The 25,422-nt window shown below is 66.6% G+C and carries 17 protein-coding genes and 2 riboswitches; of the genes, 7 read left to right on the forward strand and 10 right to left on the reverse strand.

The window, feature by feature from the left end:
- Window positions 1–137: 137 nt before the first annotated feature.
- The 7 genes from HV786_RS01455 to gcvP all read left to right on the forward strand — a co-directional run bounded on the left by HV786_RS01455 (window position 138) and on the right by gcvP (window position 10,302).
- Complete coding sequence (locus HV786_RS01455; protein ID WP_128828992.1) at window positions 138–2,399, forward strand: arginine/lysine/ornithine decarboxylase; 2,262 nt, start codon at window positions 138–140, stop codon at window positions 2,397–2,399.
- A 23-nt stretch (window positions 2,400–2,422) separates the two neighbouring features.
- Complete coding sequence (locus HV786_RS01460; protein ID WP_128828991.1) at window positions 2,423–3,625, forward strand: BaiN/RdsA family NAD(P)/FAD-dependent oxidoreductase; 1,203 nt, start codon at window positions 2,423–2,425, stop codon at window positions 3,623–3,625.
- A 169-nt stretch (window positions 3,626–3,794) separates the two neighbouring features.
- Window positions 3,795–4,409, forward strand: coding sequence for a superoxide dismutase (locus tag HV786_RS01465; RefSeq protein ID WP_175209791.1), 615 nt, complete (start codon window positions 3,795–3,797; stop codon window positions 4,407–4,409).
- 30 nt (window positions 4,410–4,439) lie between these two features.
- Entirely contained in the window at window positions 4,440–5,333 is an 894-nt protein-coding gene (locus HV786_RS01470) for a ZIP family metal transporter (RefSeq protein ID WP_128828989.1), read from the forward strand.
- Between the two features lie 65 nt (window positions 5,334–5,398).
- Window positions 5,399–5,500, forward strand: a riboswitch (glycine riboswitch).
- Window positions 5,501–5,543: 43 nt separating this feature from the next.
- Window positions 5,544–5,666, forward strand: a riboswitch (glycine riboswitch).
- Between the two features lie 84 nt (window positions 5,667–5,750).
- The gene (gcvT, locus tag HV786_RS01475; protein WP_175209793.1) at window positions 5,751–6,851 is read left to right on the forward strand and encodes a glycine cleavage system aminomethyltransferase GcvT; all 1,101 of its coding nucleotides are present in this window, start codon (window positions 5,751–5,753) and stop codon (window positions 6,849–6,851) included.
- Between the two features lie 99 nt (window positions 6,852–6,950).
- The gene (gcvH, locus tag HV786_RS01480; RefSeq protein WP_056325238.1) at window positions 6,951–7,328 is read left to right on the forward strand and encodes a glycine cleavage system protein GcvH; all 378 of its coding nucleotides are present in this window, start codon (window positions 6,951–6,953) and stop codon (window positions 7,326–7,328) included.
- A gap of 100 nt (window positions 7,329–7,428) precedes the next feature.
- Window positions 7,429–10,302, forward strand: coding sequence for an aminomethyl-transferring glycine dehydrogenase (gene gcvP / locus HV786_RS01485; RefSeq protein WP_128828986.1), 2,874 nt, complete (start codon window positions 7,429–7,431; stop codon window positions 10,300–10,302).
- A gap of 78 nt (window positions 10,303–10,380) precedes the next feature.
- On the opposite strand, the gene HV786_RS01490 is transcribed toward gcvP, so the two are convergent.
- The 10 genes from HV786_RS01490 to aptA form a co-directional block, all read right to left on the reverse strand.
- Complete coding sequence (locus HV786_RS01490; protein WP_128828985.1) at window positions 10,381–12,339, reverse strand: DUF945 family protein; 1,959 nt, start codon at window positions 12,337–12,339, stop codon at window positions 10,381–10,383.
- A gap of 232 nt (window positions 12,340–12,571) precedes the next feature.
- The gene (locus tag HV786_RS01495; protein WP_128828984.1) at window positions 12,572–14,047 is read right to left on the reverse strand and encodes a M81 family metallopeptidase; all 1,476 of its coding nucleotides are present in this window, start codon (window positions 14,045–14,047) and stop codon (window positions 12,572–12,574) included.
- A 29-nt stretch (window positions 14,048–14,076) separates the two neighbouring features.
- A complete protein-coding gene (locus tag HV786_RS01500; protein WP_175209795.1) occupies window positions 14,077–15,486 on the reverse strand; it encodes an amidase in 1,410 nt (469 codons plus the stop codon).
- Window positions 15,487–15,513: 27 nt separating this feature from the next.
- Window positions 15,514–17,223 carry an ABC transporter ATP-binding protein gene (locus tag HV786_RS01505; protein ID WP_056325253.1) on the reverse strand — a complete coding sequence of 570 codons (1,710 nt, stop codon included), beginning with the start codon at window positions 17,221–17,223 and terminating at the stop codon, window positions 15,514–15,516.
- Between the two features lie 5 nt (window positions 17,224–17,228).
- The gene (locus HV786_RS01510; protein ID WP_128829043.1) at window positions 17,229–18,134 is read right to left on the reverse strand and encodes an ABC transporter permease; all 906 of its coding nucleotides are present in this window, start codon (window positions 18,132–18,134) and stop codon (window positions 17,229–17,231) included.
- A 10-nt stretch (window positions 18,135–18,144) separates the two neighbouring features.
- Entirely contained in the window at window positions 18,145–19,086 is a 942-nt protein-coding gene (locus HV786_RS01515) for an ABC transporter permease (RefSeq protein ID WP_128828983.1), read from the reverse strand.
- 66 nt (window positions 19,087–19,152) lie between these two features.
- Entirely contained in the window at window positions 19,153–20,718 is a 1,566-nt protein-coding gene (locus tag HV786_RS01520) for an ABC transporter substrate-binding protein (RefSeq protein ID WP_128828982.1), read from the reverse strand.
- A 79-nt stretch (window positions 20,719–20,797) separates the two neighbouring features.
- Window positions 20,798–22,312 carry a M81 family metallopeptidase gene (locus tag HV786_RS01525; protein WP_128828981.1) on the reverse strand — a complete coding sequence of 505 codons (1,515 nt, stop codon included), beginning with the start codon at window positions 22,310–22,312 and terminating at the stop codon, window positions 20,798–20,800.
- A gap of 171 nt (window positions 22,313–22,483) precedes the next feature.
- On the reverse strand, window positions 22,484–23,977 hold the full coding sequence (locus tag HV786_RS01530; RefSeq protein WP_128828980.1) for a CoA-acylating methylmalonate-semialdehyde dehydrogenase: 1,494 nt from the start codon (window positions 23,975–23,977) through the stop codon (window positions 22,484–22,486).
- Between the two features lie 106 nt (window positions 23,978–24,083).
- Window positions 24,084–25,409, reverse strand: coding sequence for an omega-aminotransferase AptA (gene aptA / locus HV786_RS01535; RefSeq protein ID WP_056325267.1), 1,326 nt, complete (start codon window positions 25,407–25,409; stop codon window positions 24,084–24,086).
- Between the last annotated feature and the right edge of the window lie 13 nt (window positions 25,410–25,422).

A 25,422-nucleotide genomic window follows, 5' to 3' on the forward strand; every position in this document is an offset into this window, starting at 1 on the left:
AAGAAAAACAGCCCTACAATTCCGCAATTCCCGCCGCCGGCGGGTGCTCGCGCCGTCTGACTTCGGACGGTTTTTTACTCGCAGTACATTCGCGCCGCGATACGCGTCCGATTCGCCATGCCCCCAGGAGCGCCTGCATGAAATTCCGCTTCCCCATCTTCATCATCGACGAGGACTACCGTTCCGAGAACGCGTCCGGTTTGGGTATCCGTGCCTTGTCCGCAGCAATCGAGGCCGAGGGCGTCGAGGTGATCGGGGTGACCAGTTACGGCGACCTGAGTTCGTTCGCGCAGCAGCAGAGCCGCGCCAGCGCCTTCATCCTGTCGATCGACGATGAAGAGTTCGACGTGGACTCGCCCGAGGACGTGGCCAGCGCGATCAAGAACCTGCGCGCCTTCATCGGCGAACTGCGCTTTCGCAACGCGGACATTCCCATCTACCTGTACGGCGAAACCCGCACGTCGGAACACATTCCGAACGACATCCTGCGCGAGCTGCACGGCTTCATCCACATGTTCGAGGACACGCCCGAGTTCGTGGCGCGCCACATCATCCGCGAGGCTCGCAGCTACGTCGACAGCCTGCCGCCGCCGTTCTTCCGCGAGCTGGTGAAGTACGCGCAGGACGGTTCGTATTCGTGGCACTGCCCGGGGCACTCGGGCGGGGTGGCGTTCCTGAAGAGCCCGGTGGGCCGGATGTTCCACCAGTTTTTTGGCGAGAACATGCTGCGCGCCGACGTCTGCAACGCCGTGGACGAACTGGGCCAGCTGCTGGACCACACCGGCCCGGTGGCCGAGTCCGAGCTGAACGCCGCGCGCATCTTCCACGCGGACCACTGTTTCTTCGTGACCAACGGCACGTCGACCTCGAACAAGGTCGTGTGGCACGCCAACGTCGCGGCCGGCGACGTGGTGGTGGTGGACCGCAACTGTCACAAGTCGATCCTGCACGCCATCACGATGACGGGCGCGATCCCTGTGTTCCTGCGTCCCACGCGCAACCACCTCGGCATCATCGGCCCGATCCCGCTGGAAGAGTTCCACCCGGACAACATCCGCAAGAAGATCGAAGCCAACCCCTTCGCGCGCGAAGCGGTGAACAAAAATCCGCGCATCCTGACGCTGACGCAGAGCACGTACGACGGCGTCATCTATAACGTCGAAATGATCAAGCAGCAGCTTGGCAGCTATGTCGACACGCTGCACTTTGACGAAGCCTGGCTGCCGCACGCGTCGTTCCACGAGTTCTACCAGGACATGCACGCCATCGGCCAGGATCGCCCGCGCAGCCAGGACGCGATGGTTTTTGCCACGCACTCCACGCACAAGCTGCTGGCCGGCATTTCGCAGGCCTCGCAGATCATCGTGCAGGAGTCCGAGACCCGCAAGCTGGACCGCAACGTCTTCAACGAGGCGTACCTGATGCACACGTCCACCTCGCCCCAGTACGCGATCATCGCGTCCTGCGACGTGGCGGCCGCCATGATGGAGCCGCCGGGCGGCACCGCGCTGGTCGAGGAAAGCATCCGCGAAGCCCTGGACTTCCGCCGCGCCATGCGCAAGGTGGAATCCGAGTTCGGCAAGAACGACTGGTGGTTCAAGGTCTGGGGCCCGAACCGCCTGGTGGCCGAAGGCATCGGCAATCGCGACGAATGGATCCTGGAAGCCAACGACCACTGGCACGGCTTCGGCGAAATGGCCGAAGGCTTCAACATGCTGGACCCGATCAAGGCCACGGTCATCACGCCGGGGCTGGACATGTCGGGCAGCTTCGGTGAGACCGGCATTCCCGCGGCGCTGGTCTCCAAGTACCTGACCGAGCACGGCGTGGTGGTTGAAAAGACCGGCCTGTATTCGTTCTTCATCCTGTTCACCATCGGCATCACCAAGGGCCGCTGGAACACGCTGTTGACCGCCTTGCAGCAATTCAAGGACGACTACGACCGCAACCAGCCCCTGTGGCGCATCCTGCCGGAGTTCTGCCGCGACCATCGCCGCTACGAGCGCATGGGCCTGCGTGATCTCTGCCAGCAGATCCATGAGGCCTACCGTGAACGCGACGTGGCCCGCCTGACGACCGAGATGTACCTGAGCGACATGGTGCCCGCGCTCAAGCCGTCGGACGCGTTTGCCCGCATGGCGCACCGCGAGGTCGAGCGCGTCGACATCGACAAGCTCGAAGGCCGCGTGACGGGCGTGCTGCTGACGCCGTACCCCCCGGGCATTCCGCTGCTGATCCCGGGCGAACGCTTCAACCGCACCATCGTGCAGTACCTGCAGTTCGCGCGCGAGTTCAACGAACGCTTCCCCGGTTTCGAAACCTACATCCACGGCCTGGCCGACGAAGTGGGTCCGGACGGCGAAAAGCGTTACTACGTTGATTGCCTGATCGAAGAGTAAGCACGGGCGGGCCGGAAATCTTGATGTTCGATGTTGCAGTACTGGGCGCGGGCGCCGCGGGCATGATGTGCGCGGCGGTCGCCGGCCAACGCGGCCTGCGTGTGGTGCTGGTCGACCACGCGCAGCGCCTGGCCGAGAAGATCCGCATCTCCGGCGGCGGGCGCTGCAACTTCACGAACATCGGCGCCGGCCCTGCCAACTTCCTGTCGGAAAACCCGCATTTCTGCCGTTCGGCGCTGTCGGCCTACACGCCGCAGGACTTTCTGGCGCTCATCAAGCGCCACCGCATCGCCTGGCACGAGAAACATCGCGGCCAGTTGTTCTGCGACGACTCCAGCGAAAACATCATCGACATGCTGCGCGCCGAGTGCGGCGCGGGCAACGTGCAATGGCGCATGGGCTGTTCGGTGACCGAGATCGCGCAGGGCGAGGCCGGCTTCGAACTGCGCACCAGCCAGGGCGTCATCCGGGCCGCCAAGCTGGTCATCGCGACCGGCGGCATGGCGATTCCCCAGTTGGGCGCAACGGACTTCGGGCTGAAGATTGCCCGCCAGTTCGGCCTGAAGGTTGTGGAGCCACGGCCTGCGCTCGTTCCATTGACCTTCGACCCCACCCAGTGGCAGCCGCTGTCCGAGCTGTCCGGCGTGGCGCTGGAAGTCAATCTGCAAACCGGGCAGGGCAAGGCGCGCGGCGAGTTCCTGGAAGACCTGTTGTTCACGCATCGGGGGCTGTCCGGTCCGGCGATCCTGCAGATCTCCAGCTACTGGAAGCCGGGCGAACCCATCGTGATCGACCTGGCGCCGGGGCGTGACCTGGCGCAGGAACTGCTGGCCTCCAAGTCCGGCAACCGCCAACAGTTGCACACGGTGCTGGGGGGATTGTGGCCCAAGCGCCTGGCCGATCGCTGGCTGCATCTTGCCGAGCAGGGCGGCAAGCCCGGCCTGGCGGCCCTGCGCCTGGCCGACGCGCCCGACAAGACGCTGCGCGCACTGGCGCAGGACATCCATCAGTGGACGCTCGTGCCCAGCGGCACGGCGGGCTACAAGAAGGCCGAAGTCATGCGCGGCGGCGTGGACACGCGCGGCCTAGATCAGAAGTCGATGCAGGCCAAGTCGGTTCCCGGCCTGTACTTCATCGGCGAAGCCGTGGACGTCACCGGCTGGCTGGGCGGCTACAACTTCCAATGGGCGTGGGCGTCCGGCGTGGCCTGCGGACAGGCGCTTTGATTTCGCGGCGCGGTTAGCGCCAATCTGCGACGCGCATTCCGCTGCTGCGGACACCACTGCGGCACGCATCGCCAATCCGGCATTGTGATATCAAATAAAAATACATATCATTTATGTTTTGATCTTTATCAAGCCCGTCCCGCCCGGGACGGATCAGCCGGAGACTCGCATGGCCTACACCCTTCCCCCCTTGCCGTATGCCTATGACGCGCTGGAACCCCACATCGACGCGATGACGATGGAGATCCACTACACCAAGCATCACCAGACCTACGTCAACGGCTTGAATGCCGCGCTGGAAGGCGCCGGCATCAACACGGACGAGCCGGTCGAAGCGCTGGTCGCCCGCATCAAGGAATTGCCCGACGCCGTGCGCGGCGCGGTGCGCAACCACGGCGGCGGCCATGCCAACCACAGCCTTTTCTGGTCCGTCATGTCGCCGCAGGGCGGGGGCGAGCCGGACGGCGCGCTGGCCGCGGCCATCGACGCCGACCTGGGCGGACTGCCCGCCTTCAAGGAAGCCTTCACCAAGGCGGCCCTGACGCGCTTTGGCAGCGGCTGGGCCTGGCTGAGCGTGACGCCCGCCGGCAAGCTGGTGGTCGAGAGCAGCGCCAACCAGGACAGCCCGCTGATGGATGGCAACACGCCCATCCTGGGGCTGGATGTCTGGGAACACGCTTATTATCTGAAGTACCAGAACCGCCGGCCGGAATACATCGGCGCTTTCTACAACGTGGTGAACTGGCCCGAGGTCTCGCGCCGCTACGCCGCAGCACAGGGCTGAGCGCATCTTCACGAAGGAGCGCAGCCGCCTATGAATACCTTCAGCCGTCATCGCGTGCGGCCGGCAGCCACCAGCATCAGCGTCTGGACGCTGGCTGTGATGGTGTCCTGCCTGGCCCTCTACCAGCTCTGGGTTTACCTGGACGTGCGGGCGCCGCACGTGGCGGACGCGCTGCTTGGCGGGCTTGTCGCGGCCGGCGCCACCGCGCTCGGCACGTTGCCCATTCTCTTTGCCCGCACCATTCCGCAAAAGGCGCAGGACAGCATGTTCGGCTTTGGCGCCGGCGTCATGCTGGCCGCCAGCGCGTTTTCGCTGGTGGCGCCGGGCATCGCCGCGGGCGAGGACCTGGGTTACGGCCCGTGGGGCGCGGGCCTGACCGTGGGCGCCGCGATCCTGCTGGGCGGGGGCGTGCTGCTGCTCATGGACCGGACGCTGCCGCACGAGCATTTCATCAAGGGCAGGGAAGGGATGGAGGCGCACCGTCTGCGCCGCACCTGGCTGTTCGTGTTCGCGATCATGCTGCACAACCTGCCCGAGGGGCTGGCGATCGGCGTGGGCTATGCCGCGGGCGACCCGGTGCGCGGCACGGCGCTGGCCACCGGCATCGCAATCCAGGACATCCCCGAAGGACTGGTGGTGGCGGTGGCCTTGCTGGCCGCCGGCTACAAGCGGACCTTCGCCGTGGCGCTGGGCATGCTGTCCGGGCTGATCGAGCCCGTGGGCGCGTTGCTGGGCGCCGCGGTCGTCGGGTGGTCCGCGCCGCTGCTGCCGTGGGGATTGGGCTTTGCCGCGGGCGCCATGCTGTTCGTCATCAGCCACGAGATCATCCCGGAATCGCACCGCAAGGGGCACGAGGTCTACGCCACCTGCGGGTTGATGCTGGGTTTCGTCCTGATGATGCTGCTGGACACGGCGCTGGGATAGCGCCGCCCCGCGCGCGACAGGCCTAGGCTTACCCCGGGCTTTCGTTGTATGCTTTCGGCGCTGTCACGCATGCTGCGGGAGAGAGTGGCCGAAGGCACCAAGCCCGGCCGCCGCCGAAGGCGCAATTCGCCCAGAATCGCTCAGGTAACCGATACCGCGCAGGCTTGCCCCGTCCCGCATTTGTTGCCTCATGGCCATGCGGATGCGGCAAAACAGTACTCTGGAGAGACCTGGCGCCGCCCCTGAAACAGGGACATGGCGAGCAGCCCAGGCGCCGAAGGTGCAAACCCGCCACGCGGGGCAACTCTCAGGCAAAAGGACAGAGGGGCGGAAGATTCAGCCGTTGCGCGGGCGCCGTCCGCCCGCAATCAGCGGCATTCCGTAACCCTGGCATCACGCCGTCCCGGAGTTCCCCGCATGTCCGCACCCCTCAAACGCACCCCGCTGGCCGAAGAACACATCGCCGCCGGCGCCCGCATGGTTGATTTCGGCGGCTGGGACATGCCGCTTGCCTACGGCTCGCAGCTCGAAGAGCATCACGCGGTGCGCCAGGACGCCGGCATGTTCGACGTCTCGCACATGCTCAACGTCGACGTGAAGGGTCCGGACGCGTTCGCCTTCCTGCAGCGCCTGGTCGCCAACGACGTGTCCAAGCTGACGGTGCCGGGCAAGGCCCTCTACAGCTGCATGCTGAACCCGCAGGGCGGCGTCATCGACGACCTCATCATCTATTTCTTCGCCGCCGACGAATGGCGTGTGGTGGTCAACGCCGGCACGGCCGACAAGGACGTGGCCTGGATGCAGCGCGTCAAGCAGGCCGGCGTGTTCGACGTCGCCATCACGCCGCGCCGCGATCTGGCCATGGTGGCCGTGCAGGGCCCCAACGCCCGCGCCAAGGTCTGGGCGGCCCGCCCGGCCTGGCAAGCCGCCACCGAACCGCTGACCCCCTTCGTCGCCGCCCGCCTGGGCGACGACACGCTGGTCGCCCGAACGGGCTACACCGGCGAGGACGGCTTTGAAATCGTCCTGCCCGCCGCCGACGTGGTCCAGCTCTGGCGCGACCTGACCGCCCAGGGCGTGCGTCCGGCAGGCCTGGGCGCGCGCGACACGCTGCGCCTGGAAGCCGGCATGAACCTGTACGGCCAGGACATGGACGAACTCACCCAGCCCGGCCAGGCCGGCCTGACCTGGACCGTGTCCTTCAAGAACGCCGAGCGCCGCTTCATCGGCCGCGATGCGCTCGAGCAATTCGCTACGCCCGCCACGTTCATCGGCTTAAAGCTCAAGGACCGCGGCGTCATGCGCGCGCACATGGCCGTGCGCACCCCGCAAGGCATGGGCGAACTCACCAGCGGCACCATGTCGCCCACGCTGGGCGTGTCGATCGGCTTTGCCCGCCTGCCGCAAGGCGTGGCGCCGGGCGATACGGTCGAGGTCGATATCCGCGGCAAGTGGGTGCCCGCCGTGGCGTGCAAGCTGCCCTTCGTGCGTAACGGCAAAGCCGTCGAACACTCGTAAACTCGAAGCTTCGCGCGTGCGCCGCCCCGGACTGGGCGACGGCCGCCCGCGCGAGGCGCGCAACACCATTCATCTACCCGTATTCCCTCAGGAGTTCCCATGAGTCTGCCCACCGATCGCAAGTACACCGAGTCCCATGAATGGGTCAAAGCCGAGGGCGACGTGTTCGTCGTCGGCATCACCGACACCGCCCAGGATCAACTGGGCGATCTGGTCTTCGTCGGCGACGTGAACGTCGGCGCAAAGCTGAACGCGGGCGAAACCGCTGGCGTGGTCGAGTCGGTCAAGGCCGCCTCGGACATCTACGCGCCTGTGTCCGGCGAAATCGTTGCCTTCAACGAAGAACTGGAAAGCAACCCCAACCTGATCAACGAATCGGCCTTCACCGCCTGGATCTTCAAGATCAAGCCGGACAATGCGGCCGACGCCGACAAGCTGCTGGACGCCGCCGGCTACGAAGCCGTCGCCAACGGCTGATGCCGCCCGCGAGGGAGGCGGGCCGTCTTGGCGCCGCCGCCCTCGCCAGACGCAATACCGTCCGTCCTCAGGACGACACCCGCTACCCCGAGATCTCCCCATGTCGCGCGCCCTAGACACCCATACCGACTTCATTCCCCGCCATATCGGCCCATCCGACGCCGACCAGGCCGCCATGCTTGCCGTGATCGGCAGCGACAGCCTGGACGCCCTGATCGAAGAAGTCGTGCCTCCCAAGATCCGCAGCCAGGCGCCGCTGGCGCTGCCCGCCTCGCGCAGCGAAGCCGACGTGCTGGCCGAACTGAAGCAGGTGGCGGGCCGCAACAAGGTCTACCGCAGCTACATCGGGCAGGGGTACTACGGCACGCAGACGCCCAACGTGGTGTTGCGCAACATTCTTGAAAATCCCGCCTGGTACACGGCCTACACGCCGTACCAGCCCGAGATCTCGCAGGGCCGCCTGGAGGCCCTGCTGAACTACCAGACCATGGTCGCCGACCTCACCGGCCTGGACATCTCCAACGCCTCGCTGCTGGACGAAAGCACGGCCGCCGCCGAAGCGATGACGCTCGCGCGCCGCAGCGCCAAGTCCAAGAGCCCGGTGTTCTTCATCTCGCGCCACGTGCATCCGCAGACCATCGAAGTCGTGCGCACGCGCGCCGAAGGCCTGGACATCGAGATCCGCATCGGCGACGAAGCCGAAGGCCTGCCCGAGTGCTTCGGCGTGCTGCTGCAATACCCGCACAGCACGGGCGCCGTGTCCGACTACCGCAAGCTGGCCGAAGCCGCCCATGCGCAAGGCGCCGTGGTGGCGTGCGCGACGGACCTGCTGGCGCTGGCCGTGCTGGCCGCCCCGGGCGAGTGGGGCGCCGACATCGCCGTCGGTTCGGCTCAGCGCTTCGGCGTGCCGTTCGGTTTTGGCGGTCCGCACGCGGGCTTCATGGCCTGCAAGGACGCCTTCAAGCGCAACATGGCCGGCCGCCTGGTCGGCGTGTCCAAGGACGCGCAGGGCAACCCCGCGCTGCGCCTGGCGCTGCAGACGCGCGAACAGCACATCCGCCGCGAGAAGGCCACCTCCAACATCTGCACGGCGCAGGTGCTGCTGGCCGTGATGGCCGGCATGTACGCCGTGTGGCACGGTCCCGCCGGCATCCGCCGCATCGCCGAGCGCGTGCAGCGCGCCACCGCGATCCTGCGCGCCGAACTCATCAAGCTGGACGTCAAGGTCGTCAACGACACCTTCTTCGACACGCTGCTGCTGGAAACCGGCGCCGCAACGCCTGCCATCCTGACGGCCGCCGACTGCGCCCACATCAACCTGCGCCGCGTCGACGGCGCGCGCCTGGCGGTTTCGCTGGACGAAACCGTCACCGTGGCCGACCTGCAGGCGTTGGTCAATGTGTTCGCCGCCGGCCTGGAGCGCGATGACGTCGAACTCGACATCGACGCGCTCGACGCCGCGGCCCCCAGTGGCATCCCCGCCTCGGTGGCACGCGAAAGCGCCATCCTGACGCATCCCATCTTCTCCAGCGTCCAGTCCGAAACCGACATGCTGCGCTATCTGCGCAAGCTGGCCGACAAGGACCTGGCCCTGGACCGCACGATGATCCCGCTGGGTTCGTGCACCATGAAGCTGAACGCCACGGCCGAGATGATCCCCATCACCTGGCCCGAATTCGCGCTGATCCACCCGTTCGCGCCCGCCTCGCAAAGCCAGGGTTACGTCGAACTGATCGACCGCCTGTCGGCCGCGCTGTGCGAAATCACCGGCTACGACAACATCAGCCTGCAGCCCAACTCGGGCGCGCAGGGCGAATACGCGGGCCTGCTCGCCATTCGCGGTTACCACCAGGCCAACGGCCAGCACCAGCGCAACATCTGCCTGATCCCGTCGTCGGCGCACGGCACCAACCCCGCCTCGGCGCAGCTGGCCGGCATGGACGTGGTGGTGGTGGCCTCGGACGCCAACGGCAACGTGGACCTCACGGACCTGCGCGCCAAGATCGCGCAGGTCGGCGACAAGCTGGCCGCGCTGATGATCACGTACCCGTCCACGCACGGCGTGTTCGAAGAAGCCGTGACCGAAATCTGCGATCTGGTCCACCAGGCCGGCGGCCAGGTGTACCTGGACGGCGCCAACATGAACGCAATGGTCGGCGTGGCCAAGCCGGGCAAGTTCGGCTCGGACGTGTCTCACCTGAACCTGCACAAGACCTTCTGCATCCCGCACGGCGGCGGCGGCCCCGGCGTGGGCCCCGTGGCGGTGCGCGCGCACCTGGCGCCCTATCTGCCGGGCGTCGTGAACGAACAGGGCAAGCTGCCGGGCGACGCCAAAGTCGGCCCGGTCTCGGCCGCCCCGTTCGGCTCGGCCGGCATCCTGCCGATTCCGTTTGTGTACATCGCGCTGATGGGCGCGGACGGCCTGCGCCGCGCCACCGAAGTCGCCATCCTGAACGCCAACTACATTGCCACCCGCCTGCGCGACCACTACCCGGTCCTGTACGCTGGCCGCAACGGCCGCGTGGCGCACGAGTGCATCCTGGACGTGCGCCCGCTCAAGGAAACCAGCGGCATCAGCGCCGAAGACATCGCCAAGCGCCTGATGGATTACGGCTTCCATGCGCCCACGATGAGCTTCCCGGTGGCCGGCACGCTGATGGTCGAGCCGACCGAATCCGAAGGCGTGGCCGAACTGGACCGTTTCATCGACGCGATGATCGCCATCCGCGAAGAGATCGCGCAGGTCGAACGCGGTGAACGCGACCGTGACGACAACGTCCTGAAGAACGCACCGCACACCGCCCAGATGCTGCTGGCCGAGGAATGGCTGCACGACTACCCGCGCCAGCAGGCCGCCTACCCGGTGGCAACGCTGCGCGACGGCAAGTACTGGCCGCCGGTCGCCCGCGTGGACAACGCCTACGGCGATCGCAACCTGGTCTGCGCCTGCCTGCCGATCGAAGCTTACGCATAGTCCTTGGCAGCATAAAAAAGCCCCCGTCCTTCGCAGGCGGGGGCTTTTGTTTGGGGCCGGCGCCAGGCCGGCCGCGCATTACTTCGCGGGCGCTTTCGCCGCGGCGCCGAAGTCTTCGGCGATGCTGATGAAGGTGTTGAGCAGAATCTGCAGGTTGTCCTTGCCCAGACCGCCTTCGGCGTTCATGTCCATCTGCAGCACGGCCTGGTTCTTGTCATCCAGGTAGGCGCGGCTCCAGCGGTATTCCTGGTTCCAAGCGTTGATCGCCTTGAGCGACATCGGCTTCTTGGTGGCATACGTGGCGGTCGCCACGAGGTCCAGGCACTTTTCCGTGAAGTCGTTGCACAGGAACTCCAGGCGCAGGTCGGTGGCGCCGGTGGTGCCCGGGTTCAGGACCAGCACGGGACCGTCGGTGCCATCGGTGCGGGTGACGGTGTAGCCCATGTCGTCCAGCATGTTGGCGACGTCGTCCAGGTTGAAGTCCTGCATGACGCCCGCCACCGGTGCGGCGGCGGCGGTGGATTCCTCGTCGGAATCCATGCCGATGCCCGACAGCTCATCGTCATCGTCCATGCCGTTCATGCCCGTGGCGCCCAGCAGGCCGCTGAACAGTTCATCGGCGGGGATCTTCTGCCCGTTCAGATCGCCCATGCCATCGGCGAACGTGAACTTGCCGACGATGTTGTCGCCGTCGTTCTTGCCGACGTTCATCATTTCGGCCATGCCGGCCATCTGACGGATGCTCTCGTCGGCGTCGGCCGCGGCCTTCTCGGCGGTCAGGCCTTCCTTCTTCATGGCGTACTGCACCATCAGGTCCTGCACCATCGGCTTGGAGATCACCAGCGAGGCGTCGATCTTCTTGATCGCCTGCACCGCGATTTCCTGCGGGGTCAGGTCCTTGGCGTTGGCCGGGTTGGCCATTTCAAGCGTGAACGTCAGCTTGCTTTCGCCTTTGGCCGTTTTCCAGCTCAGCGGATCGATGCTGAACGAAGGATTGCCGGCCAGCAGCTTGCCGGCGTTGTCCAGCAGGACGTCGAACTGTTCGTCCTTCAGGCCTTCGTCGCTGGCGCCCAGCATGTACTGGCGCATCAGCTGGTTGTAGGTGTCCGACAGTTGCTTGACGGCCTGGCCGTCCAGGCGGGCAAGCTTCACCACGGCCTGGCCGTTGCCCAGCACGACGTCGTTCACGGTAAGGTCGCCCGTCTGATAGGCGGCCTGCACATTGATCGCCTTGTCGTCCTCGGACAGCTTCACGCCATAGCTGAAGTTGTCCAGCGCCACCTTCATGTCGTCGGTGGGGCGCAGGACGTCCACGCGCTTGATCTTCAGGTCCGAATTGCCCATGGAAATGCCGAACTTGCCCATGCGGCTGTCGACGTCCATGGTCAGGCCCGCCACGGTCATCTTCACGGGGTCGCTGCTCTTGGTGCCGTCGACGGCCAGCTTGTCCATCACGCCGTGCGCGGTGACCGCCTGGGTGGCGCGGTCGAAGGTGCCTTCGATGCGCATGCCGCTGAAGTCCAGCGCGTTGCCGTCGTGCGTGACGGTAACGGGGGCGACCGCGGCGGTCGTCACTGCGTTGCCGCTGTAGCTGACGATCGCGTCGCTCATCAGCGGGGACACGTCCTTGGTCAGCTCGAAGACGGGCTTGATGTTGTCCGTCTTGGCGATCTCGGCGTGGATGAACGCCAGCTTGGGCGCAATGGCGCCGCGCGCCAGGGCGCTCTTGGGGAAGGGGCCGTGCTCGACGTTCGCGTCGAATTCGATCATGCCGCCGGGCAGGTCGTCCAGGCCCTTGTCGTTCTTGATGAACGACACGCCATAGCGCGCTTGCGTGGAGAACAGGCCGCGCTCGTACTTGAGCTGGTCGATGCGCAGACCGAACAGGGGCGTGACCTTGGCCAGCTTCTCGTTGGCCTGCGCCAGGTAACGCTGCGTGTCTTCTTCGATGCGCTTGCCGGTGTACCACGTGGCGCCGACCCAGCTTCCCGCTCCCACTATGACCACGCCCAGGGTGATCGCTACGCTCTTTTTCATCGCTCTGCTTATATCGTTGATTGTCGAGTCATATCCGGCAGCGGCGGCCAACTGCGCCACTCGCGTCCGCGCGAGCGGAACCGTTCCTGGATACGCGTGTTCATCGGCCTGTCAGGCCCGCGGCGGAGTATACCGAGACACGTGTCCCGCAAACCCGCGCGCAGTTACCGAAGATTTCAAAATGAAAGCCGGCGCGGGTGCGCCGGCTTTTTTGTCGACAAAGTGCCAGGGCTCAGATGGAGTCCAGCGGATAGATCGGACGTCGAACGTGCTTGAAATCAAGCTGGGCATAGTCGGAGGTCGTGACGCCCACGCCGGTGCATTCGATGATCTCGGTGGCCATCTCCGAGAATCCCGCGCGCCAGTGGATGCGGCTCTTGAGCACCACATACCGCTTCTGCAGCGGATCGATGCCCGCCGATAGGAGGCAGTTGATGTCGAAGGGCTCCTGGTGGCGGGACACCACCACGATCTCCACCCGGCCGGTGTCGATGACCACCGTCAGGCCCGTGTCGTTGCGCACGCCGCGATACATGGGGCCGCGGTTCAGGTAGACGCCGTCGAACACCAGCTTGACGCGGCCGGTGACCTCCAGCGGTTCACTGGGCTGCTTGATGGCCGGCATGGGCAGCTTGCCGCCCAGCTTGAGCGTGACGGTGTTGCCCACGCCCGCAGCGGCGGCCTCGCGCGCGGCCTGCGGATCGCAGATGGCGTAGAAGACGACGTTGTCCAGTTCCTGGCGCAGCACCTCGGCCAGCACGGCCGTCGTGTCCATTGTCCCGCCCGAGCCCGTGTTGTCGTAGTGGTCCAGCAGCACGACCGGGCCTTGTTCGATGGCCTTGGCGCGCGCGATGGTGGGCGCCAGCGGCTCGGAATGGAACACCCAGTCGGCGCGGCCGCGCCACGCGCGGTCCAGCAATTCGTCGCGATGCTGTTCGGCTTCGGCCAGGTTGCCGTCGGTACAGACGACGGCGCTCAGGCCCGCCTCGCGGATGTCCGCGTGGGGAAAGCCCACGAAAACCGAGGCCGCCAGCACGCCGCCGGCTTCCAGTTCCTTGCACCGCTCCTGCAGCGGCTTGTTGGGCGCGGCATGCGTGCCTTGGCACATGATGTGCGGCAGCATGGGCTTGTTGGCCCAGGTCATCACCGGCTTGATCTCGCCCTTGAGCGTGCGGACGATGACGTTCGCCGCGCGCACGCCCGCATCGCGGATGTCCACGTGCGGGTACGTATGAAAGCCGCTGATCACCGTGGCGTTGCGCACGATGTCGTCGTAGATGTTGGCGTGCATGTCCAGCGTCACGGCGACGGGCGTCGTGGGGTCGATCTCGCGCAGGCGGCGCAGCAGGTCGCCCTCGGCATCCTCGACGCCCTCGGCGACCATCGCGCCGTGCAGGTCCAGCAGGATGGCGTCGAAACCGCCGCGCTTGACCTCGTCCAGGATCAGCGTGCACAGGCGCTCATGCGTCTGCGCGCTGGCGGGACCGCTGGGCCAGGACTCGGCCGCGACCGGCACGACCATTTCCGCGCCTTCGCGGCGGGCGACCTCGATGTAGCCGCCCAGGCCGCTGTCGGTGTTCTCGTAGGCCTTGATGGCGCGCTCGCCGGCCAGGATCTCGGGACTGCCGCGAAAGAAGCGCTCAAGGGGGGTGGGCACGGGCGAAAACGTGTTCGTCTCGTGCTTGATCATTGCCAGAAGCCAACGCATGGGATGTTCCTGTGGGTTGCCGTGGAAAGTCAGTGGGCCGACACCGGCTGCGGCCAGGGGCGCTGCGCGGGACGCATCCGTTCCCACGCGCGCGCCACGCGCAGCACGCCCAGGTCGTCAAAGCGCGCGCCGGCGATCTGCAGGCCGATCGGCAGGCCCGCCTTCGTGTAGCCGCAATTGACCGAAGCCGCGGGCTGCTCGCTCATGTTGAAGGGCAGCGTGAACCCGATGTGGTGCATCGTGGTGGCGACCTCGTTGGTGGGCGAGGGCCACTCGGCGTTGTAGGCCACCACCGGCGCCACCGGCGACAGCACGTAATCGAACGGCGCGCAGGCGGCGACCGTGCGCGCCCGCACATTCAGCGTTTCGTAGTAGCTGCGAAAAACGTCTTCGCCGCTGTGGCCGCCGCCGCTTTCGGCCCAGGCGCGGATGAAGGGCAGGATCTTCGCGCGGCGTTCTTCGGACAGCGCCGCCAGGTCGATGGCCGAACGGGTGCGCCAGAAGCGGTCCACGCCGTCCAGCATGCCGGGCGTCATCCAGGGTTGCATGGGCGTGACGATGGCGCCCGCCGCTTCGAAGGCGCGCGCGGCGGCTTCGACCGCATCGCGGGTTTCCGGATCCAGCGGCAGACCGCAGCCCGCGTCCAGCAAAAGGCCGATGCGCAGGCCGCGCACGTCCTGGTCCAGGTTCAGCCAGTCGATCTCCTGGAAGGGCAGGCTCATGTGGTCGCGGGCGTCCGGCTGCGACAGCACGCCCATCATCAGGGCCATATCGGTGATGGTGCGCGTCATGGGGCCAGCGCAGCGGCCCATGAAGGGCGGATCGATGGGAATGCGGCCCAGACTGGGCTTGAGCGTGGCGATGCCGCACCAGGCGGCGGGCAGACGCACCGAGCCGCCGATGTCGGTGCCGATATGCAGGGGGCCATAGCCGGCGGCGGCCGCCGCCCCGGCGCCCGCGCTGGAGCCGCCCGGATTCTTGGTCAGGTCCCAGGGGTTGCGCGTCAGTTCATGAAAGCTCGACAGTCCGGAGGACAGCATGCCGTAGTCGGGCATGGTGGTCTTGCCCAGCAGGACGGCGCCCGCCTCGCGCATGCGCGCCGCCGGCGGGGCGTCGGCCGCCGCCGGGGTGAGGTCGGTGGCCGCGGTGCCCAGCGGCACGGGCACGCCACGGGTGGCGATGTTCTCCTTGATGGTGGCGGGCACGCCATCCAGCGAAAATCCGCCGCAGGACTGCGGCTCGCCCTTCATCCAGCGGGCTTCCGACGCGCGGGCCATGGCCAGCGCGCCTTCCGGATCCAGCGCATAAGTCGCGTGCAGCCGAGGCTCCCAGCGCTCGATGTGATCGAGCACGGCACGCGTGGCCTCGACGGGCGACAGGGTTTTGCTGCGATACGCCTGCAGGAGTTCCTGGGCGGACATTTCATGCGGTTGCGGCATCTCGGTTCCAGTGATGCGAAAAAGGCCTCAGGCGGCCGGGGAGGCGGCTGGGGGAGCGACAGGCAATAGGCCAGGCGCGATCGGCCGGAAGTTGCGGAAGTCCCAGTCGCGCCCCGGGGCGGCATCGATCAGGGCGCGGGTGTACGGGTGGCGGGGTTCGGTCAGCACGGTTTCTGCCGAGCCGGTTTCCACCACCTGCCCGCGCTGCATCACCATGATGGTGTCGCAGATCTGCGCGGCCACGCGCAGGTCGTGCGTGATGAATAGCACGCCCACGCCGGTGCGCTCGCGCACCTGTTCCAGCAGCTCCAGCACCTGGGCCTGCACCGACACGTCCAGCGCCGAGACGGCTTCGTCGGCCACCAGGATTTCCGGATCCATGACCAGGGCGCGCGCGATGCAGATGCGCTGGCGCTGGCCGCCGGAGAACTGGTGGGGATAGCGCCGCATCGCGTCGGGGCTCAGGCCCACCACGCTGAGGGTTTCGCTGGCGCGCTTTAGCGCCTCGTCGCGCGGCACGCCGAAATTCAGCAGGCCTTCGATGATGGATTCGCCGACCGTGCGGCGCGGGTTGAGCGACCGGTACGGATCCTGGAACACGATCTGGATGCGGCGGCGCACGGGACGCAGCGCCGAGCCGGACAGCGTGCTGAGGTCTTCGCCGCCCATCATCATGTGGCCGGCGGTGGGCTCGATGAGCCGCACGATACAGCGCGCGACCGTCGACTTTCCCGACCCCGATTCGCCGACGATGCCCAGGATCTCGCCCTTGCGCAGGGTCAGGTTGACGTCGGTGGCGGCAATGACGTGCTGCGCCGCCTTGCGCGAGAACAGCGAGCCCTTGGCGCCATAAGTGCGGCCCAGGCCCTTGACGTGCAGCACCGGCGTGCCGCCGGGCGGCTCGCGGCGCGAGGGCACCAGGCTGGGTACCGACGACACCAGCCGGCGCGTGTAGGACTGCTTGGGCTCGGCCAGGATCTCGTGGCGCGAGCCGCTTTCGATCAGGTCGCCGCGGTTCATGACGACGATGCGGTCCGCGATCTCGGCCACCACGCCGAAGTCGTGCGTGATGAACAGCACTGCCGTCCGGTGCTTGACCTGCAGCTCCTTGATGAGCGCGAGGATCTGCTTTTGCGTGGTGACATCCAGCGCCGTGGTCGGCTCGTCGGCGATCAGCAGCTTGGGTTCCAGGATCAGCGCCATCGCGATGACGATGCGCTGGCGCTGCCCGCCGGAAAGCTGGTGCGGATAGGCGTCGTAGATGCGCTCGATGTCGGGCAGGTGCACGGACTGGAACATGTCCAGCACCTTGGCGCGGCGCTCGGCCGCCGACATGTTCTTGCGGTGCAGGCGCAGCACCTCGTCGACCTGCTTGCCCACCGTGTGCACGGGGTTCAGGGCGGTCATGGGTTCCTGAAAGACCATCGCCATGCGGGTGGCCCGCAGCTCGCGCAGCCGGCGCTGCGTGGCCGTGGCCACGTCCTCGCCCTCGACGCGGATCGAGCCCGCGCTGATGCCCAGGATGCCTTGCGGCAAGAGGCCCATGACGGCCAGCGACGTGACGGACTTGCCCGAACCGGACTCGCCGACCACGCACACCGTTTCGCCGGCATGCACGTCCAGGCTCAGGTTGCGCACGACGCGGTTGCCCGCGCCGGCGACTTCGACAGACAGGTTGCGGATGGCCAGGATGGCGGACGAGGTATCGCCCGCGGGGGGATTGGGGGAATAGTTCATCGGCATCAGATCCTGCGCACCATTTTCGGGTCCAGCGCGTCGCGCAAGGCGTCGCCCAGGATGTTCACGCTGAGCACGGTCAGCGACAGGAACAGTCCGGGGAACAGGATCAGGCCGGGCAGCATGCGGAAGTACATGCGGCCTTCGGACATGATGTTGCCCCAGGACGCGATCTCGGGCGGGATGCCCGCGCCCAGGAAGCTCAGGATGGCCTCGGTCAGCATGGCGGACGCAAAGACGTAGGTGCCCTGCACCGTCAGCGGTGCGATCGTGCTGGGCACCATGTGCCGCCACAAGAGCAGCGGCAGCGGCGTGCCCAGCGCCAGCGCGGCCTCGACGTAGGGCTCGCCGCGCACGCTGAGGATCTGGCCGCGCACCAGGCGCACCACCCGCGGGATTTCCGGGATGGTGATGGCCACGAGCACGGTCGTGATGCTGGCGCCCGTGACCGACACCAGCGCGATCGCCAGCAGAATGCCGGGGATCGCCATGATGGCGTCCATGGTGCGCATGATCGGACCGTCCAGCGACCGGAACCAGCCGGCGATGACGCCGATGACCAGTCCGATGACCACGCTGACCACGGCGGCGCCCAGCCCCGCGATCAGCGAGATGCGCGCGCCGTAGGCGACGCGCGACCACACGTCGCGGCCGAACGCGTCCGTGCCCAGCAGATAGTCGGTAAAGGGCTGCTTGAGCCGCGCGCCCGGATTGAGGAGGGTGGGATCGACCGTGCCCAGGAGCGGCGCGAACACGGCGACGAAGACGATCGCCGCCAGCACCACCAGCGCGAGCATGACGGGCCAGCTCTTGAGCCCCTGGCGGATCTGCCGCCAGGCGGTGGTGTGCGGGGTGCCGCCTCCGGGGAGGTCGGCGGCCGCCTGCGCGGCGGCGTCGGTTGGCGTTTGCATGCTCATGGTGTCAGTACCTGATCCGCGGGTCGAACACCGTATAGGCGCAATCGACAACAAGATTGATGAACACGTAGACGAACGCGAAGAAAAGCGTCAGGCCCTGGATGACGGGGTAGTCGCGCGCCAGCACGGCTTCGACCACCAGCCGGCCAAGGCCCGGGATGTTGAACACCGACTCGGTGACGACGACACCGCTGATCAGGAGCGCGATGCCCACGCCCACGACGGTGGCGATGGGCACGGCCGCGTTACGCAGCGCATGGCCAAGCAGCACCCCGGTTTCGCCCAGGCCCTTGGAGCGGGCGGTGCGGATGAAGTCCTCGCCCATGACCTCGATGACGCTGGTGCGCGTGATGCGCGCGATCAGCGCCACGTAGACCGTGGACAGTGCCAGCGAAGGCAGGATGAGCCGATGCAGGAACGGCCAGAATCCCTTTTCCAGCGGCACATAGCCCTGCACGTTGAACCAGCCCAGCTTGATGGCGAAGGCCCAGATCAGCAGGTAGCCGGTCACGAACACCGGCACGGAAAAGCCCAGCACCGAGAAACCCATGACGGCGCGGTCCAGCAGCTTGCCCTGTCGCCATGCCGCCAGCACGCCAAGCGGAATGGCGACGAGCAGCGTGAACACCAGCGTGAGCACGGCCAGGCTGAGCGACGGTTCAAGGCGTTGCACGATGAGCTTGGTGACCGGCACGCCGGACATCAGCGAGGTGCCCAGATCGCCCTGCAGAAGCTTGCCGCCCCAGATGAAGAACTGCTTGACCACCGGCTGGTCCAGGCCCATCGTCTGCCGTATCTGGACGATACGTTCGGGCGTGGCGCCGTCGCCCGCCATGATGATGGCCGGATCTCCGGGGCTGAAACGCAATATCGCAAAGACCACCACCGCGACCATCACCAGGACTGGGATGGTCGCGAGGAGCCGGCGTGAGACAAATGCCAGCATGTATTTCCCCCTGTACCAATTAGGCCTGCGCGGACTGCTTGCTGCGGCGCGCAGGCCCCGAGCCCATCAAGGGGCCTTTTTGACGTTCCAGAACGCGAAGACCGGCGCGTGCACCAGGCCCGACAGCTTGGTCGAGTAGACGGTGGGCACGGACATCTGGCCCAGCGGCACGTACAGGCCTTCGTCGATGCCGATGCGCTGCACTTCCTCGGAGATCTTCTTTTGTGCCGCCGGGTCCGAGGTCAGCGCCATCTTCGTGCGCAGTTCTTCGATCTGCGGGAAGTCGGGCCAGCCGAACCACGCGTTGTCGCCGTTGGCGGCCGCGGGGGCGGAGCGCACCGGGTCCATCACGTCGGTGGCGTACCAGTTGGTGTTGTGGATGTTCCAGCCGCCTTCGGCCGGTGCGGCCTTCGAGGCGCGGCGCGTGGCCACGCTTTGCCAGTCCATCGCCGCCAGGTTGACGTTGAAGCCCGCCTTGCGCAGCGCCGCGGCCATCACGACCGGTTGCGCCGACAGCGTGCCCACGTCGGTGGCGTGCATGACCAGGATGGGCGTGTTGTCGTAACCCGCTTCCTTGAGCAGCGCCTTGGCCTTCTCGATGTTGGACGGGACGATCATGTCCTTGCCGATATCGCTTTCCAGCGGCGTGCCGCAGCCCCACAGCGAGGCGCAGGTCTTCCAGTACTTGGGATTGCCGACCAGCGCCTTCATCACGTCTTCCTGGCCGATCGCGTACATGGCGGCCTGGCGGATCTTCTTGTTGTTGAAGGGCGGGTACTTGAAGTTGAAGCGGTACATCGTGAAGTAGCCGACCGGGCTGAGCGACTCTTCCTTCAGATCCGGATTGCCTTCAATCATCGGCAAGAGGTCATACGGGAACTGCTCGACGAAATCGATCTCGCCGCCCAGCAGCGCGTTGGCGGTGGTCAGGGCGTCGGGCATCACGTCCCACTCGACCTTGTCGACGTGCACGACCTTGCCGCCAGCCAGGCCGCTGACGGGCTCTTTGCGCGGCACGTAGTCGGTGTTCTTGACGTAGACGGTCTTCACGCCCGGCTTGAACTCGGCGACCTTGAACGGGCCAGAGCCCGTCATGTCGGTGATGGGCTTGCCGATGGCTTGTTCGGCGATGCGCTTGGGCATCATGAACGGCGCGGTGCCGGTGGGCTTGGACAGGGCGCGCAGCGCCAGGTCCGTGGGTTCCTTCATGACGATGCGAAAGCTCTTGTCGTCGATGACTTCGATCTTGTCGGTGAACTTGAGCAGCGTGCGGCCCATGCCGTCGCCGGCGGCCCAGCGCTTGATCGACGCCACGCAATCCTCGGCGGTCACCGGCTGGCCGTCATGCCATTTCTGGCCGGGGCGCAGCGTCATGGTGTAGGTCTTGCCGTCGGGCGAGACTTCCCACTTCTCAAGCATCTGCGGCTGCACCTTGTTGTCGGCGTCGGTGGCCAGCAAGGTGTCGTAGATCATGTAGCCGTGCCACGTCGTGATGTAGGCGGTGGTGGCGTGCGGATCGGTCAGGCGCAGTGGCGAGTGCATCACCGACTTGATGACGGTCTCGGCGTAGGCTCCGTGAGCCATCGCGAGAGTGACGCCGGCCAGCGCGGCCGCTCGGACAAACTTGAGCATGTATTTCCCCTTGAAGCGTTGTGAGCGGCGCATGGGCCGCTACGTCGTTGACGCGCCGCGGTGAAGCGGCGCGCGAGGGTCAGGCTGTCGCTGCAGACCGGCCGTCGAACACCGGCCCGCAAGGCGCCATTCTGATGCCGGGACGCAACCGTGTCCATGATTGTTTTGCCGCATCCATCAGCATGGAACCGGGCGCCGCGCACACCAGGATCGTGTGCGCGATCGGGGTGAAATCGGCGCGAAAGTGCGCCGAACTCTTGACCACCAGGATCGCGGCGCGCGTGGGTTCCACGCCAGCGAACCGGAACATCTCCTGGTCGGCCATCTGCACCTTGTTGGAGGCCAGGATGATGCGCACGCCGCCGATGCGCAGGCACGCGCTGGGGCCCAGATCCATGTGAAAGCCGCGATAGAACGCACCATGCGTATCGAAGCGTCCATCGGAAGTTTTCTCGACGATGAACTCGGTGTCCAGGGGTTCGTCGTGGGGAATACCCGAATGTCCACCCAGTGCAATCCGAAGGGTATTTCCAGCGCCGGCGCGGTGCGCGGCCAGCGCGGCGGCCGGGTCCACAATCAGACCAATCGCCGTATCGCGCGCATCGTGGCGGATGAGCGCGCGCAGCACGCCGGTGGTGTCGGAACTGCCGCCAGCGCCCGGGTTGTCCTGCGCATCGGCAATGACCACGGGCTTGGACGCATCGCGCGCCAGGCGCAACGCTTCCTGCACGGCTTCGTCCGGCGTGTAGAGCTTGCCGCCGAAGTCCTGTTCCGCATTCTCGACCGCGCGCGCCATCTCGTCGGCGGCGGCGTCGGCTTCGGCTTGCGTCATGCCGTAGGCCCAGACCGTGGGTGCGCATTCGGGAAAATCCGCGGCCGGAAACCCGGTCGCAAAGGAGATGCTGCTGGCCGCGCCACGCGCCTCCAGATCGCCGAGCAGCTGATACAGGCTGCGGGCCGGCTCGATGTCGGTGGACTGCCAGCACAGCGGAATCAGGAAGGGCAGGCTGCGCAGCGCAACGTAATGGCGCGGCATGCCTCCCAGCCGCTGCGCCAGCAGGTTTGCGGCGCGCTGGCCGGTCTCGGCCATGTCGATATGGGGATAGGTGCGATAGCAGACCAGCGCATCGGCATGGCGCACCATCGCGCGAGTCACGTTGGCGTGCAGGTCCAGGCTGGCGACGATGGGCACATTGGGGCCGACCAGTTCACGCACGCGCTTGAGCAGTTCGCCTTCGCCGTCGTCCAGATGCTCGGTGACCATCGCTCCGTGCAGATCCAGATACACGCCGTCCAGCGGCATCGCCTGCGACAGCCCTTGCAGAATCATCGCGCTGATGCGCTCGAACGCATCGCGGGTCACATGCCCGGAGGGACTGGCCGCGGCCCACGTCGTGGGTATCAACGCATGCTGCCCCATGGCCTCGATAAATCCCGCCACCGGAATATTGGCCCCCGCCACCGCCTCGAACATTGCGGGTCCGCTGACCAGCTTCGGCCATCCTCCACCCTTGTCCGCAAAATCCTCCCACGCCGCGCGCGACGGCGCGAACGTATTGGTCTCATGCTGAAAGCCGCCGATCCCGATGCGCATCAGGTTTCCCCCTGTCGTACAGATATTCGGAAGGCGCGCCCCTTAAGTTCAAGGCAACAATGACGCGCCTCAATCAAGCATTGCTTCCCAAGCGGGGTCGCGCGGATCCGGGCTCTGCCGGTCCGCTGCGACGCCCCCTGGGGGGAGGCGCTACGCGCCTCGGGGGGGGCGTCACTTCGCTACAGGCATCGTGAATTCGGCGCCCTTGGCGATGCTGTCGGGCCAGCGCTGCATCACGCTCTTGTAGCGCGAGTAAAAGCGGATGCCTTCCTCGCCATACGCATGGTGGTCGCCGAACAGCGAACGCTTCCAGCCGCCAAACGAATGCCACGCCATGGGCACGGGGATCGGCACGTTGATGCCCACCATCCCGACCTTGATCTGCCGCGCGAACGCGCGCGCTACGCCGCCGTCGGACGTGAAGCAGGCCACGCCGTTGCCGAACTCGTGCGCATTGATGAGGTCCACCGCGCTGGCGAAGTCCGGCACGCGCACGATGCACAGCACCGGCCCGAAAATCTCTTCGCGATAGATGTTCATGGCGGGCTTGACGTTGTCGAACAGCGTGCCGCCCAGGAAAAATCCCTTTTCGTTGCCCGGCACCGTGAGGTCGCGGCCGTCCACCACCAGGTCGGCGCCGCAGGCGATGCCATCCTCGATGTAGCCCATCACCTTCTTGCGATGCTGCGCGGTGACCAGCGGACCCATCTCGGCGTCCGGTTGCATCCCGTCCTTGACCACCAGCGCCTTGACGCGCGGCGTCAGGCGTTCGACCACCTTGTCGGCCACGTCGCCCACCGCCACGGCCACCGAAATGGCCATGCAGCGCTCGCCCGCGGAACCATAGGCCGCGCCCATGAGTGCGTCGGTCACCTGATCCAGGTCCGCGTCGGGCATGACCACCAGGTGGTTCTTGGCGCCGCCCAAGGCCTGCACGCGCTTGCCGCGCTTGGTGCCTTCGGCGTAGATGTATTCGGCGATCGGCGTGGAGCCGACAAAGGACAGGGCTTCAACGTCGGGGTGCGCGATCAGGGCGTCGACCGCCTGCTTGTCGCCGTGGACCACGTTGAAGACGCCGGGCGGCAGGCCCGCTTCGGTTAGCAGTTCGGCCAGGCGCACGGACGCGGACGGATCGCGCTCGGACGGCTTGAGCACGAAGGTGTTGCCGCAGGCGATGGCCACCGGGAACATCCAGCACGGCACCATCATCGGGAAGTTGAACGGCGTGACGCCGGCCACCACGCCCAGCGCCTGGCGCATGCTCCAGTTGTCGATGCCGCCGCCGATCTGGTCGGAATACTGGCCCTTGAGCAGTTGCGGAATGCCGCAGGCGAACTCGACGATCTCGATGCCGCGCATCACTTCGCCCTTGGCGTCCGAGAACACCTTGCCGTGTTCGCGGGTAATGAGTTCGGCCAGTTCATCCTGGTGCTGGTCCAGCAGCGCCTTGAAGTTGAAGAGGATGCGGGCGCGCTTGAGCGCCGGGGTTTCCGACCAGGCGGGAAAGGCGGCCTTGGCGGCGGCCACGGCCATCGCCACGTCGTCGTTCGATGCCAGCGGGATGGACGAGGAGATCTCGCCGGTGGCCGGGTTGAAGCCGTCGGCGTAGCGGCTGCTGCCGCCGTCGTAGGGCTGGCCGTTGATGAAATGCGGAATCTTCTTCATGGGTGCAAGGCTCGATGCGGGAATACGTCAGAAAATGCAGCGGGGCGGCCGGCGGCCGCCCGTGTGCGGATGGCACGCCGCCGCGGGCGCGCGACAGGATGGGAACTCAGGCAACCTCTTTCAGGATCTTGCCGATCTGCTCGAAGATCTGGCCGATCTGGGCCTCGTCGATGATCAGCGGGGGAGAGACGGCGATGATGTCGCCGGTGTAGCGCACCATCAGGCCGCTGTCGAAGCAGCGCTGGAAGACTTCGGCGGCGCGTGCGCCCGGGGCGCCCGCGCGCGGCGCCAGTTCGATGCCGGACACCAGGCCCAGGTTGCGCACGTCGATGACGTTGGGCGCGCCCTTCAGGCTGTGCGCGGCTTCCTGGAATGCGCCCGACAGCTTGCGGGCACGGCCGAACAGGTCTTCGCGGCGGTAGATGTCCAGCGTGGCCAGGATGGCGGCGGCCGCCAGCGGGTGCGCCGAATACGTGTAGCCGTGGAAGAACTCGATGCCGCCCGCCGGGCCGTTGACGATGGCGTCGTGTACCTCGCGTTTGACGGCGACCGCGCCGGCCGGCACGGCCGCGTTGCTGACGCCCTTGGCCATGGCGATGATGTCGGGCGTCACGCCGAAGAATTCGGATGCTGTGGCGGCGCCCAGGCGGCCGTAGGCGGTGATGACCTCATCGAAAATCAGCAGGATGCCATGCTTGGCGGTAATTTCGCGCAGCTTTTCCAGATAGCCCTTGGGCGGAATCAGCACGCCCGTGGAGCCGGCCATCGGCTCGACGATCACGGCGGCGATGGTCGAGGCGTCGTGCAGGGCGATGATGCGCTCAAGTTCTTCGGCCAGGTGCGCACCCCACGCGGGTTGGCCCTTCGAGTAGGCGTTCTGCTCAAGATTATGGGTGTGGGGCAGGTGGTCCACGGCGGGAAGCAGCGCACCGGAGAACGTCTTGCGGTTGGCCGAGATGCCGCCCACCGAGATGCCGCCAAAGCCCACGCCGTGATAGCCGCGTTCACGGCCGATGAGGCGCGTGCGCTGGCCTTCGCCGCGCGCGCGGTGATAGGCCAGGGCGATCTTGAGCGTGGTGTCGACGGATTCGGAGCCGGAGTTGGTGAAGAACACGCGGTCCAGGCCCTGCGGCATCAGGCCTGCGACCGCGGTGGCAGCCTCGAAGGCGAGCGGGTGGCCCAGCTGGAAGCCCGGCGCGTAGTCCATGACGCCGGCCTGGCGGGCGATGGCCTCGACGATTTCCTCGCGGCCGTGCCCGGCATTGACGCACCACAGTCCGGCCGTGCCGTCCAGGATCTGGCGGCCGTCGGTGGACGTGTAATACATGCCTTTGGCCTTTGCCAGCATGCGCGGCTGGGCCTTGAACTGCTTGTTGGCAGTGAAGGGCATCCAGAGATGGGACAGGTCGGGCAACTGGGCGGGGGCGTTCATGGTGACTCCAGAA

It is taken from the genome of Achromobacter mucicolens, from assembly GCF_902859725.1.
In the GTDB taxonomy this organism is placed as follows: Bacteria; Pseudomonadota; Gammaproteobacteria; order Burkholderiales; family Burkholderiaceae_B; genus Achromobacter; species Achromobacter mucicolens.